The organism is Methanohalophilus portucalensis, from assembly GCF_002761295.1.
Lineage (GTDB): Archaea > Halobacteriota > Methanosarcinia > Methanosarcinales > Methanosarcinaceae > Methanohalophilus > Methanohalophilus portucalensis.
Genome location: NZ_CP017881.1, coordinates 1,577,449 through 1,593,183, shown reverse-complemented (window position 1 = coordinate 1,593,183; position 15,735 = coordinate 1,577,449). Strand labels below are relative to the sequence as shown.

Here is a 15,735-nt window from a genome sequence, read left to right as displayed (position 1 = left end):
AAACCTCCGGCTAAATCACTCAATGATCATTATCACATCATCCGTTGCCACGGAATCACCTTCAGCAACAAGGATTTCCTTCACCACACCGCCATGCGGTGAATTGATGGAATTTTCCATTTTCATTGCTTCAATGACACCAATTTTCTCTCCTTCTTCAACATTATCTCCAACGTTGACGTCAACTGAGAGAACCATACCCTGCATATGACAGGTTACAGCACCAGGAGAAGATGCTGAAGCAGAAGGAGTCTTTGGGCTGCTTTCCTCGACTGCAACAACACTACCATCCATTGGTTCTACCTGTACATCAAATACTTCATTATCTACTTCCACCTTAAATCTGGTAGGTATGGATACCTGAGGCAGAGGTGGTGATGCAGTTTGTTTGGCAGGTGCAAGTTTTTCTTCCTTGGCCTCTCCAAGCAAGAATTTCGGAGCGATGGAAGGATACAGGATATATGTCAATATGTCTTCTTCCTTTTTGACAAGACCCATTTCTTCGGCTTCTTTTTTCCTTTTATCATACTCAGGTTCAAGCAGGTCGGCAGGCCTTACATCGATTGGATCTTCTTCACCAATTATCATTGTAATGATATCATCACTGATAGGTGATGGTGAACGGCCATATAGACCTCGCACGTAATCCTTGACTTCCTTGGGAATAACTTTGTACCGCTCCCCCATGAGAACGTTAAGGACAGCCTGTGACCCCACGATCTGACTTGTAGGTGTTACAAGAGGTGGATATCCAAGTTCAGCCCTGACTTTGGGCATCTCTTCCAGTACATCATCATACCTGTCAAGAGCGTTCTGCTCCTTCAACTGGGATACAAGGTTGGAAAGCATACCCCCCGGAATCTGATACAATAGTACATTGGTATCAATCTGTTCGGATATCGGATTGATTACCCCGCTGTATTTGGACTTGATATCCTTGAAATAACGGCTTACTTCGGCAAGTTGTCCAAGGTCCAGACCTGTATCATAAGGTGTTCCTTGCAGTGCAGCTACCACGGATTCGGTGGGAGGCTGGGAAGTACCCCAGGCAAAGGGAGACAGAGCAGTATCCAGTATATCTACACCTGCATCACATGCCGCCATGTAAGTCATAGGAGCCATACCAGAAGTGCAATGACAGTGGAGATCTACAGGCAGTCCAACTTCCTTTTTTAGAGAACTAACCAGTTCTTTGGCTTCATGCGGTGTCAAAAGGCCTGCCATATCTTTGATACAAATCGAATCACAATCCATAGCAGCCAGCTCATTAGCAAAATCCACATATTTTTCAACTGTGTGAACCGGGCTTGTGGTATAACTGATTGTACCCTGTACATGGGCTCCCAGTCCTTTTGCAACGGTAATTGACGTTTCCATGTTACGTATATCATTAACAGCATCGAATATACGGAAAATATCAATTCCATTTTCATAGGCCTTGGTCACGAACTTTTCGACCACATCATCGGAATAATGCCTGTATCCGACAAGATTCTGTCCTCTCAGAAGCATCTGGGCATATGTGTTATCCATATGGTTTTTAAGTTCACGCAGCCTTTCCCAGGGGTCTTCATTGAGGTACCTGATGCAGGAATCAAAAGTTGCTCCTCCCCACATCTCGAGAGAATAATATCCAACCTCGTCCAGTTCTTCAATAATAGGCAACATACTCCTCGTGCGCATCCTTGTCGCAAGAAGCGACTGGTGCGCATCCCTCAGAATTGTTTCCGTTATTTTAACTTTCATAGAATACCTCTTCATGTCCTCTTATTGATAATTCAGATTGGCCACACCGGGCAAAAATATGCCAGTAATAGCATACATGCAATAAGTAGAATTGTAACTAATTATGCATGAACTTTTATGTAGTTTCTGGTAGAAAAGCCATACAGTAAAAATAAAAAAGAAAAAATATACAGGAAATCATATCAGTAGAAGCCCAGCCAATGGGACACTTTCAGTATAATTTTCACTGCTGTGAAAGATATATTTTTTGTAAAACTTGGATAAGTAATCTCAATATCCTCTCTGTCATAAGCATCCAGAAAACCTGAGTTGGACAAGTAGAATTCATTATGGACTTTCAGTACCTCCAGTGCTTATAATAAGAGTGAGTTCAAATTCTTCACCTTCTTCCATTTCAGCAAACTCAACAATCTTACCATCGACTGTCACGACAATGAGATTTAAGGCAAAGCCGTTATTCATATCTATAATAATATGGATGCGTTCGTTGCACATCATGTATTTCAGGGAAGATGGAATGGCATCTGAATTGGCATTGTATTCATCCACCTCCCTTTTCATATCATCAACAATGGTAGAACCTGCAGACATGGAAGACAAATAGAGCTATTAGAATAGTTATAATCCGACTTAGACAATTTTATTAGATATACTGAATGGCATATTTTTAATAAACAAAATCGAATTATTTCTTTATTTTAGAAATAATGAGTATATATTTCTGCCAGTTGTTCCTTAATATTAAAGTTATTTTTACAGATATTATTTTGCTTGAATGTTGAATTATTTGTTTTAGTAATACAATTTGTTACTTTAATACTATTGCTTAAATATAGGTTTATTCATAGCATAATAAAATGATATAAATTTAGGAGGAGGTTCGATTATGGAATTTAAAGGAAAGTTGACTTATATACTTTCAGCAGCAGGCATATTGGTTGTGATTGGTTTAGTTGTGGTATTTGCAAGTTTTTCTATCATGGGGCCCAAAGACCTGGGAGTGACATATAGTTATGAAGATTATCAGAATTCATTAGAAAAAACGGGAATCCAAATAGAATTTGAAGGGATGACTGGTGAGGAATTAGAAGAGTACAAAAAGAATGCTGAAAAGAAATCGTTCCATGACTATGAATTTGAATTCTCGGATTATCAACAAAAGCAATTCGTATTGACCAACTCAGAGGCGACAGCACTATTAAATGAAATTGCACCTGGATTTTGGTGGTTTGATGATATACAGGTAAAAGTTAATCCGGATGGTAGTATGGAAGGATCAAGTAAAGCTGATATAAAGCGACTTGAAAATGATCTTTATACAGATATAGCAGACGATGTCCCCGTCCCCTTACCTGACAACTTGAACATATACAGTAAAGGCAATATAAAGATTACAAATAATCAATTAACCGGTGATCCAGAATCCTTGTATCTCGGACCAGTTCCCCTTCCTGAAAAATATATGGAAGAAGATAGTGTGCAAACTATGGAAGAGTATATTCCCCGTATATATCAAGTGGTCCCGGGTCTTGAGATAACAAGTCTGGATGCGAACGAGAAAGGTGAGTTTGTATTTGATGGTGTAGTTCCACAAAAAGTAACCGTAACAAAAAAAGAGTGATGAGGTTTGTAATTGAAGTATATGCTGATAAATGGTAAAAAGGAAGAAATTCCACCATTTCCACATCACAAGGCTTATATTTACAGAAGTAAACAGTTCTTTTTTGCAAAAGGGTTAACCACCCATTTGACTATGGGTAATTTTATTACATTAAAAGAGTTGTATAAAGGCTTTAACAACAAATGTTCAATACCCAGAGTACTCCTTATTGATCCGACCAGTAATTGTAATCTGAAATGTAAAGGTTGTTGGTCGCATGATTATGAAAGTGGCCATAATATATCCTATGAGAAGCTAAATGATATATTAGACCAGGCTGAGCAACTTGGGATAAAGGACTGTTTGATGACCGGTGGAGAACCATTGCTCCGTAAAGATGATATTTTAAAAATATGTAGAAAACATAATAAAATGACTTTTGGAATTTTCACAAACGGAACATTGATAGATGAAAACTTTGCAGATGAGATGGCAAAGCTGGGTAACTTGAACGTATTTTTGAGTATAGAGGGTACACGAGAAGAGACTGATTTTAGAAGAGGGGAAGGTGTTTATAACAAGGTAATTAAAGCCATGGATGTTTTGAGTGATAAAGGCATTGCATTTGCATTTTCAGCATGTTATCACTATGGCAACTATAAGACCATTGCCAGTGATGAGTTCCTAGATCATATGAGAGAGAAGGGTGCATGGTTTGGATGGCTTTTCCAGTATATCCCGGTTGGAAGTAATGCTGATACTAGTTTGGTCTGTACAGCTGAACAAAGGGCCTATGTACAAGAGAAGATTCGGGATTATAGTACCAAAAACGATTATGTGATCATAGATTTTTGGAACAACGGACACCTTTCTTTTGGATGTATTGGAGCAGGTGTTGGATTTGCCCATATAAATGCTAAAGGAGATGTTGAACCTTGTGCATTTTGCCATTATTCTGACTCGAATATATATGATGTTTCGCTTGTTGAGGCACTTAGGTCCAAGTTCTTCACCGAGTTCAGGAATTCTCAACCTTTCTCTGAGAACCCATTACGAGCATGTCCTATAATAGATAATCCACAGTCACTTATAAATGTAGTCAAAAGTTCCAATGCAAAGTCTACACATTTAGCTAACCCTGAGACGGTCGAAGAACTTGCAATGAAAAATTTCGCAAGGGCAGATGAATGGGAACCTGTGGCTGAGTTATTATTTAAGAAGATGCCTGAACATGTACAGAGGAATTTTCCCCGATTTTTAAGATATTTCTCTTTCAAGAAAGGAATAACCGATGGCAGAAGAGAAGACATTTAGTGCCGAGATATATAAGGATAACAAGCATGAAGATTGGTTGATACTCATTCATGGGTTTGGTGGTAGTGCTAAGACGTGGAATAAGCAAATTGGCACATTTTCAAGGCACTATAATCTTCTTGTATTGGAAATGCACAAGAACACCTCACAAGAACTACTCAACCTTGACATGATATGTGAACATATACATAACACAATGTTATTTTATGGAGTGAAAAAAGCTCACTTCATCAGTTTTTCTTTCAGCTCATTGATATCATTAAGGTTTGCGGTTTTATACCCGAATGTTGTTAATTCACTCATTATGGGCGGGGGCGTTATAAGATATAGTCTCAAGACAAAATTACTGATTTTCTTAGCTATGAATCTCAAAAAAAAAGTGAATTATATGCTTCTTTACAGATTTTTCGCATATATTATAATGCCAAAAAAAAATCACCGTCGATCAAGAGATATTTTTGTAAATGAAGCAAGAAAACTTGGCCATGATGAATTTTGCAAATGGTTGAATATCATTCCTCAAACTATGAATGGTCTTGAATGGCTAAAGAGTTTACAAAATGATATCAGTATACTGTTTATTTCAGGTAGTAAAGATTACTTATTTTTAAATGATATATTAAAATATAGTAAGAAGTTCTCCAACTCATATGTTGAAATTATCACAGATTGTGGTCATGTATGTTCTATAGAACAATATGAGAAATTCAATAATATTGTTATAAATCACTTGTCTCGTGTATAAAATGTCATTAAGGTAATCTAATTTTCATTTCTTACCTTATACTCATTTTAGCTCATAAAAAAGAGATATAAACAGAAAATTAAATCAGAAGAAGCCCAGCCACTGGGACACTTTCAATATAAATTTTCCTACTGTGATGGATACATTTTTTGTAAAGCTTGGAGAAGTTATCTCAATATCCCCTCTGTCATAAGCATCCAGAAAAACCTGTGCAGGGGAAGGAGAATCCATTATAGACCTTGCAGTGTTTTCATTCGTGTTAACAATAAGAGTCGGTCCAAATTCTTCACCATCTTCCAGTTCCCCAAACTCAACTATACTGGCATCGCTTGTTACTACTTTGAGATTCAGGGTGGAACCATTGTTCATATCTACTATGACATGAATACGCTCATTCCCCAACATGTCTTTCAGGGAGGAGGGGACTTTATCCGAATTGGCATTGTATTCATCCACCTCACTTTTCATGTCATCAACAATCGTGGCACCTGCAGACATGGAAAAGATAAATAGGGCCATTAGAATAGTTATAAATTTCTTCATAGTAGTCACCTCTCAATAATCATTAATATAAATTTGAGTTTAATATTAGTTATATTTATTCCTGCTAAATGAGGCAAAGGCCTCTCAATTCATAAAACACCATCAGAAAAACCACTACCTAAATGGCGCAACCTTTTTAAAATACGGAAATCAAACTTTGAAATATGCCTTTTAAGATAAACAGTGATGTCCTGAATATGAAGGACTATAATAATATATTCTTCTCAATCAACGAAGAAAGTGTAGTTTCATTACTTTCTCCCCTGCATACAAGGGATGAGATTTATGAAATTTCAGCTGTCCTTGTATCTCCAAATTCTTTCAATGATGAGCTTTATGATATATACGGAAGAGTTGTGCTCGGGGAGCAAGCAAGTGCTGAAAAAACCATCGAATTATTAAAAAGAGAACTTCCAGTAGATAAATACTCAACCGAAGGCACAAAAAAAAGTTTACGCATATTCAACAAGGAAAACAATAATCTCTACATACTCAGTTATACCAATAATACATTCAAAATATCCTCAACCTCAATCCTTGATCCTGCCGAATTAAAAGAAAATATTCCCGTTTTCTTGGAAATACTCGAGACACTTGTAAACTGTGGATATGAAGCCGGCGAGGGAGAAAGTGATCTATCCCTTGTGCCAATGCCCCAAAGAGAACCCGAATATAAACCCCATTCATTTGAAGAAAAGGAAGGAGAAAAAACAGGAGAAGAAGGAAAATTCGAAGTCATACCTCGCGAATTTTTGGATATTGATTTTGAAGATGTTGGGGGATGCAAGGAAGCAAAAGAGCAACTAATGCTAATCGACCTGGGAATACGTTTTCCTAAAATATATGAGGTTTACAAGGCAGAACTACCTCGTGGAATTCTGTTATATGGGCCGCCAGGCACGGGTAAGACCATGCTTTCAAAGGCTGCTGCAAAAGAACTCGATGCAAATTTCTATTCCATAAATGGTTCAGACATACTTTCCAAATGGTACGGAGAATCAGAGAAAAACTTGAATAACCTTTTCGAAAAAGCAAAATCTAGCAGCCCTTCGGTAATTTTTATTGATGAAATTGATGCATTAATGCCCCAGAGAGACACTTCCCATGAGGTTACAGTAAGGATAGTATCCCTTCTTTTGCAGGAAATGGATGGGATCGAAAGTACAAAGGGAGTTATCATAATGGGTGCTACAAACCGCCCCAACCATATAGATCCGGCATTCCTGCGCCCGGGAAGATTTGATTTGAAAATGGAGGTCCCCCTCCCCGATGAAAAGGCCCTACAGGATATCTATCATATACACCTAAGTGGACGCAACCTTGAGGAGGGAATGGATTATGAAAAACTGGCAAAGGCGAGCAAAGGACTAACGGGTGCTGACGTTAAAGGGATAGTTAATGCCTGTGTATTTAATAAAATCGTCAAATTGCGCAAACAGATGCCTGATGTCATAACCCGCTCGGACTTGGAAAATATAGAAACCGAAACCCTGACAACCGATGATGTCCTCAAAAGCATTGAAAAATACAAAAAAGAGATCAATACACTTGTCATGTCTCCTGAGGCGGCAGGTATGTATGCCTGAATTTTCCTATGGCAGACTTTTTTTACTATACCACATATTGATTGTGAAAGGCAGATCATAATGGGAGACATTGTAGTAAGCGAAACCATGCAGAAATACTTCGACCTGATGGAAGGAGTGCTGCACAATGAAATTGAAATAGCAAACAGGGCACGTTCCCAGGGAAAGGATCCAAAACCCGAAACAGAAATACCCCTGGCTAAAGATCTGGCAGACCGGGTAGAAAATCTCATCGGGGTTGAAGGTGTAGCCGGGCGTATACGGGAACTGGAAACTGATCTTTCGCGGGAAGAAGCAGCCCTGGCCCTTGGAAAAGATATCGCTGCTGGCAATGTGGGAAATTTTGATACAAAACGTGAAGCAATAGAGAGCGCCATCAGAGTGGCGATTGCAATGCTTACCGAAGGCGTAGTTGCCGCACCAATCGAGGGGATCGACAGGGTAGACCTGGGCAAAAATGATGATGGCACGGAATATATCAAGATATACTACGCAGGACCTATACGCAGTGCCGGTGGTACGGCACAGGCCCTTTCTGTACTTGTGGGAGATTATGTCAGGAGAGGAATCGGTGTTGACAGGTACAAACCCCGTAAGGAAGAAGTTGAAAGATATGTCGAAGAAATTTTGCTGTACAGAAGAATTGCCACCCTCCAGTACATGCCCTCGGAAGATGAGATACGTCTGATCGTTGATAATTGTCCTATTTGCATAGATGGAGAGCCCACTGAACAGGAAGAAGTTGAAGGTTACAGAAACCTTGACAGGATCGAAACAAACAGGGTTCGCGGTGGGATGGCACTCGTACTTGCCGAGGGGTTGGCCCTAAAAGCTCCAAAAGTACAAAAACATGTGAACAAACTCAAAATAGACGGATGGGAATGGCTGGATACGTTCATTTCTGGAGGGAGTTCAGACGAGGAAGATAAAGATGAGAAAAACAAGGTCAAGCCCAAGGATAAATATATGCGGGACCTCATTGCAGGCAGACCTGTGTTTTCCCACCCATCCAGACCTGGTGGATTCAGGCTGCGCTATGGCAGGTCACGCAACACATCATTTGCGGCATCCGGCATAAATCCCGCAGGCATGGTAATAATGGATAATTTCATCGTTGCCGGCACCCAGCTGAAAATAGAAAGACCCGGAAAAGCTGCCGGAATGGCACCTGTAGACTCTATCGAAGGACCAACCGTGCGTCTCTACAATGGAGATGTACTACGGATAGATGATGAAAAAACTGCAATCGAGTTACATTCACAGGTGGAAACCATTATCGACATTGGTGAAATACTTATCAATTATGGGGATTTCCTGGAAAATAATCATCCACTTATACCTGCATCTTACTGTGTGGAATGGTGGGCACAGGAATTCTTAAAAAAAACTGGCCAGAATGCTCCTGAAAATCCAAACCAGCATGAAGTAATGGATATTTGTAACCGTTATAATCTTCCCCTACACCCTGATTATACCTATATCTGGCATGACATTGAAAGAGACGAATTCCTAAAACTTGCAGAATTCATTGCTAAAAATGGCATAAAAGAAGACCAGGGAAATCGACTGTTTCTACCTGAAGGAAAAGCAAAGGAGCATGGAATAAAAACGATACTGGAAAAACTTCTCGTATTACACCGGATTTATGATAACAAAATTGCAATCGAGAATCCTTTGCCTTTTATAAATTGTCTCGGACTTGGAGAGGATCTGAAAAAACAGTGGGAAGAATTACCTTGTGAAGATATCCTTGAATGTATCATTAAACTCTCTGGATGGACTGTCAGAGAGAAAGCACCAATGCGCATTGGGGCAAGGATGGGAAGACCCGAAAAAGCTAATCGGCGTAAAATGTCCCCTGCCCCGCATGTATTGTTTCCGATAGGTGAAAGCGGCGGAAACACCCGCATGCTCTCAAGTGCCGCATCCTATAAAGCCAACAACAACAGCAAAGTGGGCGAAATAAAAATAGAGATAGGAAACCGTATTTGTCCATCCTGTGGAATGGAAACCCATGAATTCAGATGTGAATGTGGCACCCATACAATCCCAAAACTTTTCTGCCCCCGTTGTGGCAGGGCTGTCAATAAGGACATCTGTCCAAAATGTAAAGCCGCCACATCCTGTGTAACCGCACACAACATAAATTTCAAAACGGTATATGACAGGGCATTTGAGAGGCTGGGGGAACGAAATAAACTGGAATCCTTCAAAGGTGTAAAAAGGATGATGTCAAAGCACATGACCCCTGAGCCTCTCGAAAAAGGAATCCTTCGAGCAAAACATGACCTTTTTACATTCAAGGATGGAACTGTCAGATACGATATGTCGGACCTTCCCCTGACACATATCCGGGCCGATGAACTGGGAACCACAGCTGAAAAACTTCTTGAAATGGGATATGAGAAAGATATTCGCGGCAATAAACTGGAAAGGGATGACCAGGTTGTAACCCTTAATGTACAGGATTTGGTGGTGTCCCGGGGTGCGGCAGAGTACATACTTCAAACTACAAAATACATTGATGACCTGCTGGTGAAGTATTATGGACTTGAACCCTATTACAAAGCAGAAACTATAGAGGACATTATAGGGGTGATGCTAATCGGTCTGGCTCCACATACATCAGCGGGAGTTCTGGGCAGATTGGTAGGATTCACAAAATCATCCGTAGGATATGCACATCCTTTCTTCCATGCAGCAAAACGGCGTAATTGCGATGGTGATGAGGATTGTGTGATGTTGCTTATGGATGGCCTGATTAACTTTTCGCATGAATACCTTCCTGATAAAAGGGGAGGAAAGATGGATGCACCCCTTGTGCTTACAACCAGGATTGACCCCAGTGAAGTCGATAAGGAAGCGCATAATATTGATGTTTGTTCCTCTTATCCTCTGGAATTTTATGAAACTTCCTTGAATTATACAAATCCCAAGGAACTGGAAGAAACCATGGACCTGGTCAGCAGCAGGTTAGGGACTCCGACACAGTTTGACGGATTCATGTTTACACACGATACTTCGGATATTGCCGCAGGGCCGGTCAAAAGTGCATACAAGACGCTGGGTTCTATGGTGGAAAAAATGGATGCCCAACTCTCCCTCGCGGAAAAAATACGTGCAGTTGATGTGGCAGATGTGGCTGAAAGAGTTCTTATATCCCACTTCCTCCCCGATCTTTTTGGCAACCTCAGGGCATTTTCCAGGCAGGGGACACGGTGTGTCAAATGTGGCGGGAAATTCAGAAGGGCACCGCTTACTGGTACATGCCCACATTGTGGCGGAAGAGTCATACTGACTGTTCATGAAGGAGCGGTCAAGAAATATCTTGAAGTGTCACTGAAGGTTGCAAAAAAGTATAATGTATCAAGTTATACGCAGCAGCGCATCGAACTTATCGGATACGATATCGAGTCGTTGTTTAAGAACGATAAATCAAAACAGATGGGACTTGCGGATTATATGTAATTATTCCACAGGAAGTCCAACTACGTTTATGTGCTGGATAAGCTCGGTGAGATTCTCGATTTCAAAAGAAAGAACTTGATCCCTATCCAGACCAATGGACATTTCGCCGTCATAGGTGAGCTGGTCCGGGCCTCGTCTGATAAGTCTCTCTACACCGTCATTTGAAAGGATCGATTTTATCTCAGGATCATGAGCAAGCGTGCGCCCTGGGATCATTACAGTTTCCTTTATCTGCGACAGATCAAGTGCCTGGAAATCCTCAATTGTAATCAGACATCCAATGTCCTTGCCTACTGCCACAACATTGACAGGTGCATCCAGCGACTCAAAAACTTCCTGTAATCTCGGATGGGCAGCTTTACTGGTAACAATGGTCGCGGTCTTTGTAACTTCCGGAAGTTTAGACATTGCAACTTTATCCTTTCTTATGGCAAAAGGACAGCCTATAATAGGATCTTCAAGAGGTGTGCCGGTGATACGCAGATCAAATTTTTCTGCCGCATTTCTTACTATGGTCACAAATTCCTCTATCGAATGTGTAGTAATATTTTCCAGAACAGGGGAATTGCGCAGAATCAAACCTTCTTCGTGACTGTTGGCAAAACGCATCAGTATTGCTCCCTTTGCACCCATTTCCTGAAGATCTGAAAGGGTTTTTTCCAGGACATCACCATCATTTACACCGGGAATCAGGACGATAGCGGCATATACATCACATTCTCCACAGAAGCGGCGAAGAATTTCAATAGATGCTTGTGGCTCAGGATCATTCATGTATTTGGCCCTGAGTTGAGGGTCAGTGGCAAAAACCGTAAAAGAAACCTCACTGACACCGTTTTCAATGTAAAAGGAAGCGTCATCGGGATCATCAAAGCCTTTTCCGCTTGTGTATCCCAGATGAATGGGCTTTCCAAAACGAGAAAGTGAACTGACAAGTTCCTTGAGCTCGGGGTAGCAGCTGATATCTCCACCCCCACTGATGGTAAATTTATCCGGTTCAGAAGATGAAAAACGTAAATTCTGGGATACATCCCTCATTACAATCTGTAGAGGTTTAAAGCCGGGATAGGATTCCCTTATACTACGTGTACAGTAATCACAACCCTTTGCAAAAGGAAAACAGTGCTTGCAACCAAATGGTGGTACTTCCTGTACCTTCTTAAAGTAACAATATGAACAAAACCCGCGGCAGTCAATTCCAGGACTGCCTCCGATATCAGCAACGATCTCCATGTGACCAAGTGGTAGAAAAAGATATTACTAAATCTTTGTGGTTAAATTAAGTAAAAAAATCAAATGCAATTTTTATACATCATGAATAATCATTGTGTATCCTGCCTGGCCAAAAAACGAATGCAAAAGTTTTAAAGGCAAAAACTCCATTGCTGACATGAATAAATTAAAGAAAACCGACTGGAAGGCATTCTCACCCTGAAAGTGCTTACAGCATATCCTCGCTCAAGCGTGGTTGCTTTCCAAATGGGGATTTTCTTTCCATTAAAAAAAACTTAAAGGAGGAAAATACGTGTCTGACAAAATAGACATCTACGACGACAGAGGAAAACTCTTAGAAAGCGGCGTTGCAATTGAAGAGCTCGCTCCTACAAGGAACGCAGCAATTCAGCGTATCATCGGAGACACAAAGAGGACTGTAGCAGTCAACCTGGGAGGTATTCAAAAATCTCTCGCAACCGGTAAGATGGGCGGAAAGGCTCGCCACATGCCGGGACGTGAAATGGAACTCGATATTGTCGAAAATGCTGGCGCAATTGCAGATTCCGTAAAGGAACTTGTACAGATAGACGGTGATGACGACACAAACATCGAGACTCTCGGTGGCGGCAAGCAACTTCTTGTTCAGCTTCCAACCGCAAGGCTCACCGCCGGTGCTGACTACTCTTCCGCACTTACCGTAAGTGCAGCAGCAACCGTCCAGACCATTGTTGACATGTTCAACATTGACATGTTCAACGCACCTGTGGTCAAAGGAGCAGTGTGGGGTAACTACCCACAGACAATGGATATGGCCGGTGGAAACATCGCTTCAATCCTGAACATCCCACAGAAGAACGAAGGTCTGGGTTACTCCCTGAGGAACATCATGACCAACCACATTGCTGCAATTACAGAGAAAAAAGCAATGAATGCAGCCGCACTGTCTTCCATCTTTGAACAGGCAGGTATGTTCGAAATGGGTAATGCAGTCGGAGAATTCGAGAGACATCAGCTTCTTGGATTTGCATGCCAGGGCCTTAACGCCAACAACGTAGTATACGATCTTGTAAAAGACAATGGTAAAGACGGAACAGTCGGTACCGTAGTACAGTCTGTTGTTGAAAGGGCAATTGAAGACAATGTAATCGAAGTCGACAGAACTGCTCCTTCAGGTTACAACTTCTACAAGGCAAACGATGTATCCATGTGGAACGCTTACGCCGCAGCCGGCCAACTTGCCGCTACAATGGTCAACTGTGCTGCAGGCAGGGCTGCCCAGAATGTGTCATCCACAATTCTGTATTACAACGATATCATTGAGAAAGAAACTGGCCTGCCTGGCTGTGACATGGGTAGGGCACAGGGTACTGCAGTAGGATTCTCTTTCTTCAGCCACTCTATCTATGGTGGCGGTGGTCCCGGTGTATTCAACGGTAACCACATTGTAACCAGACACTCAAGAGGATTCGCAATTCCATGTGTATCCGCTGGTGTATCACTTGATGCAGGTACCCAGATGTTCTCCATCGAGAAGACATCCGGCCTCATAGGTGACGTATTCGGTTCAATCAAAGAATTCAGAGAACCAATAAAAGCAGTCGCTGAATCACTCTAAATGAGTCACAAAGATTGAAGGTACCAATAATGGAAACTTCTGCTTCAGACACAAAAAAACCCATACAGATCGAGATATTCCCAAAGCGTATGATTAAACCCGATACCGTAGAGGGGCTGCTTAATAGAATTTGCAGTCTGGAAGGTATACTAAGGGCATTCATACAGGGGCCGCGCCTACCTACAAAAGTACCATTTGGACCTGCTGTCGGAACACCCGTACATCATCCATTAAGGACAAATGTACATTTTGGTAAGACCGAGATGGGCCTGGAAGTACTTGTAGGGAGAATTACACTGGAACTTGCCGGAAAAGAAGTCATGGAAGATATAAATACAATTTGTGAAGACACACTTCCCTGCGGTTTTGACATTCGGGAAGGGCGTTTCATCCAGACAAGGCAAACGGTTTCAGATTATGCAAAAAGAGGCCCTAAAGCCGATCCTGCCTTATATGGTCTTTATGACCCGAAAAGCAAGATCGAATCACAGGTGAACCTCCTGAGAACAAATGAAAAGGAATGATTCCAGATGTTTGACCGGGAAACCCAGGTTGTAGATTGCAGACACGGAATGGGCCTTGGTAAAGGAGGCGGACTTGCCCAGAGAGGCACACTCTCCGAAGCCGGCAGGACCGACGTAGTCGCAGTTGCTATGAGTCCCGGAAGACGCCATATCACCAAGCCTATTTGTGAATTGACTTACGGAATGCGCAAAGAAGATATACAGGTAAGTGTGCTTGTGCTCAATTCGGGATCAGGAGTTCCCGATGAACAAATGAAATCTGGTTCCTTCGGTATCAACCCGGAGGAGATCAAACAGATAAACAGGCACAAGATGGCAGTCATTCATACAGGAAACATTCGTGATCACGTTGTCAGGAAAGTAAGGGAAATATTGGTTTATGCAGAAGTGCCGGCAGTGGTTGTCTGTCAGACAATCGTGGACTTTGAAGATTTTGCAAAGGCCGGTATCCATACTAGATTGGTAAAACCTCAAGATAAAAACATCCAGACAAAGGGAAAAGTGATGGAGATTGTGACTGGAGTGACGCGAGGAGAAACTTGTCCAAGAGACAAGTTAAACGAACTCGTCAAAGCAGTGAAATCCACAATGAAATCAATTGATAACAAAGGAGTGTAATCATATGGCATATGAAGCACAGTTTTATCCCGGAGCAACAAGTGTTGCGGAAAATAGAAGGAAACACATGTCCGGTAAAGTCGAAAAACTCAGGGAAATCTCTGATGATGACTTAACCATTATTCTTGGACACCGTGTTCCCGGTACAGATTACCCAAGCACCCACCCACCACTGGCGGAAATGGGCGAACCAGAATGTTCCATCCGTGAAATGGTCGAACCTACAGATGGTGCAAAAGCAGGTGACAGGATCAGATACGTACAGTTTGTAGATTCAATGTACAATGCACCTTCCACCCCATACTTCAGGTCCTACAACGCTGCAATTAACTTCAGAGGCGTAGACCCGGGTACACTTTCCGGCCGTCAGGTCGTTGAAGCCCGTGAAAGGGACATGGAAGAACTTGCAAAGTTCCAGCTTGAAACCGAAATGACCTGCCCTGCACTTGCAAACCTTCGTGGTGCCAGTGTACACGGTCACTCCCTCCGTCTTCAGGAAGATGGTGTAATGTTTGACATGCTCGAAAGAGTACGTCTGGAAAACGGAACCATCATCGTCCAGAAGGACCAGGTAGGAAGACCAATCGACAAGAAGGTCGATCTCGGAAAACCAATGTCCGACGAAGAAGCTGCAAAAAGGACCACAATCTACCGTGTAGACAATGTCCCATACAGGGAGGACAAGGAAGTCCTCGAATGGGTACACAGGGTCTTTGAACAGAGAACCATGTATGGATACAAGCCAGCTGTACAGGAGTGAG

At 41.8% G+C, this 15,735-nt stretch carries 13 protein-coding genes; 9 read left to right on the top strand and 4 right to left on the bottom strand.

Going from position 1 to position 15,735, the window contains the following annotated elements:
- Positions 1-15: 15 nt before the first annotated feature.
- Together oadA and BKM01_RS08185 are read right to left on the bottom strand one after the other, a co-directional pair.
- The gene (oadA, locus tag BKM01_RS08190; protein WP_072359447.1) at positions 16-1,746 is read right to left on the bottom strand and encodes a sodium-extruding oxaloacetate decarboxylase subunit alpha; all 1,731 of its coding nucleotides are present in this window, start codon (positions 1,744-1,746) and stop codon (positions 16-18) included.
- 327 nt (positions 1,747-2,073) lie between these two features.
- A complete protein-coding gene (locus tag BKM01_RS08185) occupies positions 2,074-2,337 on the bottom strand; it encodes a hypothetical protein (RefSeq protein WP_072359445.1) in 264 nt (87 codons plus the stop codon).
- 295 nt (positions 2,338-2,632) lie between these two features.
- Between BKM01_RS08185 and BKM01_RS08180 the strand changes: the two genes are divergently transcribed.
- The 3 genes from BKM01_RS08180 to BKM01_RS08170 are packed head-to-tail and all read left to right on the top strand — an operon-like array spanning position 2,633 to position 5,405.
- Positions 2,633-3,367 carry a hypothetical protein gene (locus tag BKM01_RS08180; protein WP_072359443.1) on the top strand — a complete coding sequence of 245 codons (735 nt, stop codon included), beginning with the start codon at positions 2,633-2,635 and terminating at the stop codon, positions 3,365-3,367.
- 21 nt (positions 3,368-3,388) lie between these two features.
- On the top strand, positions 3,389-4,660 hold the full coding sequence (locus BKM01_RS08175; protein ID WP_233125642.1) for a radical SAM protein: 1,272 nt from the start codon (positions 3,389-3,391) through the stop codon (positions 4,658-4,660).
- The gene (locus BKM01_RS08170) at positions 4,638-5,405 is read left to right on the top strand and encodes an alpha/beta fold hydrolase (RefSeq protein ID WP_072359441.1); all 768 of its coding nucleotides are present in this window, start codon (positions 4,638-4,640) and stop codon (positions 5,403-5,405) included. The genes BKM01_RS08175 and BKM01_RS08170 overlap by 23 nt, the downstream gene beginning before the upstream one ends.
- An 84-nt stretch (positions 5,406-5,489) precedes the next feature.
- Here BKM01_RS08170 and BKM01_RS08165 read toward each other — a convergent pair whose 3' ends face one another.
- Positions 5,490-5,948 carry a hypothetical protein gene (locus BKM01_RS08165; protein WP_072359439.1) on the bottom strand — a complete coding sequence of 153 codons (459 nt, stop codon included), beginning with the start codon at positions 5,946-5,948 and terminating at the stop codon, positions 5,490-5,492.
- A 164-nt stretch (positions 5,949-6,112) separates the two neighbouring features.
- On the opposite strand from BKM01_RS08165, the gene BKM01_RS08160 reads away from it, so the two are divergent.
- Positions 6,113-7,534 carry an ATP-binding protein gene (locus BKM01_RS08160; RefSeq protein ID WP_072359437.1) on the top strand — a complete coding sequence of 474 codons (1,422 nt, stop codon included), beginning with the start codon at positions 6,113-6,115 and terminating at the stop codon, positions 7,532-7,534.
- Between the two features lie 60 nt (positions 7,535-7,594).
- The gene (locus BKM01_RS08155; RefSeq protein WP_072359435.1) at positions 7,595-11,002 is read left to right on the top strand and encodes a DNA polymerase II large subunit; all 3,408 of its coding nucleotides are present in this window, start codon (positions 7,595-7,597) and stop codon (positions 11,000-11,002) included.
- On the opposite strand, the gene mmp10 is transcribed toward BKM01_RS08155, so the two are convergent.
- Positions 11,003-12,235 (bottom strand): methyl coenzyme M reductase-arginine methyltransferase Mmp10, encoded by a 1,233-nt coding sequence (gene mmp10, locus BKM01_RS08150; protein WP_072359433.1) that lies wholly within the window; start codon positions 12,233-12,235, stop codon positions 11,003-11,005.
- Positions 12,236-12,527: 292 nt separating this feature from the next.
- On the opposite strand from mmp10, the gene mcrB reads away from it, so the two are divergent.
- The 4 genes from mcrB to mcrG are packed head-to-tail and all read left to right on the top strand — an operon-like array spanning position 12,528 to position 15,734.
- The gene (gene mcrB, locus BKM01_RS08145) at positions 12,528-13,832 is read left to right on the top strand and encodes a coenzyme-B sulfoethylthiotransferase subunit beta (protein WP_072359431.1); all 1,305 of its coding nucleotides are present in this window, start codon (positions 12,528-12,530) and stop codon (positions 13,830-13,832) included.
- A 29-nt stretch (positions 13,833-13,861) separates the two neighbouring features.
- Complete coding sequence (gene mcrD / locus BKM01_RS08140) at positions 13,862-14,356, top strand: methyl-coenzyme M reductase operon protein D (protein ID WP_072359681.1); 495 nt, start codon at positions 13,862-13,864, stop codon at positions 14,354-14,356.
- Positions 14,357-14,362: 6 nt separating this feature from the next.
- Positions 14,363-14,974 carry a methyl-coenzyme M reductase I operon protein C gene (gene mcrC / locus BKM01_RS08135; RefSeq protein ID WP_072359429.1) on the top strand — a complete coding sequence of 204 codons (612 nt, stop codon included), beginning with the start codon at positions 14,363-14,365 and terminating at the stop codon, positions 14,972-14,974.
- A gap of 4 nt (positions 14,975-14,978) precedes the next feature.
- A complete protein-coding gene (mcrG, locus tag BKM01_RS08130; RefSeq protein WP_072359427.1) occupies positions 14,979-15,734 on the top strand; it encodes a coenzyme-B sulfoethylthiotransferase subunit gamma in 756 nt (251 codons plus the stop codon).
- Position 15,735: the final 1 nt, after the last annotated feature.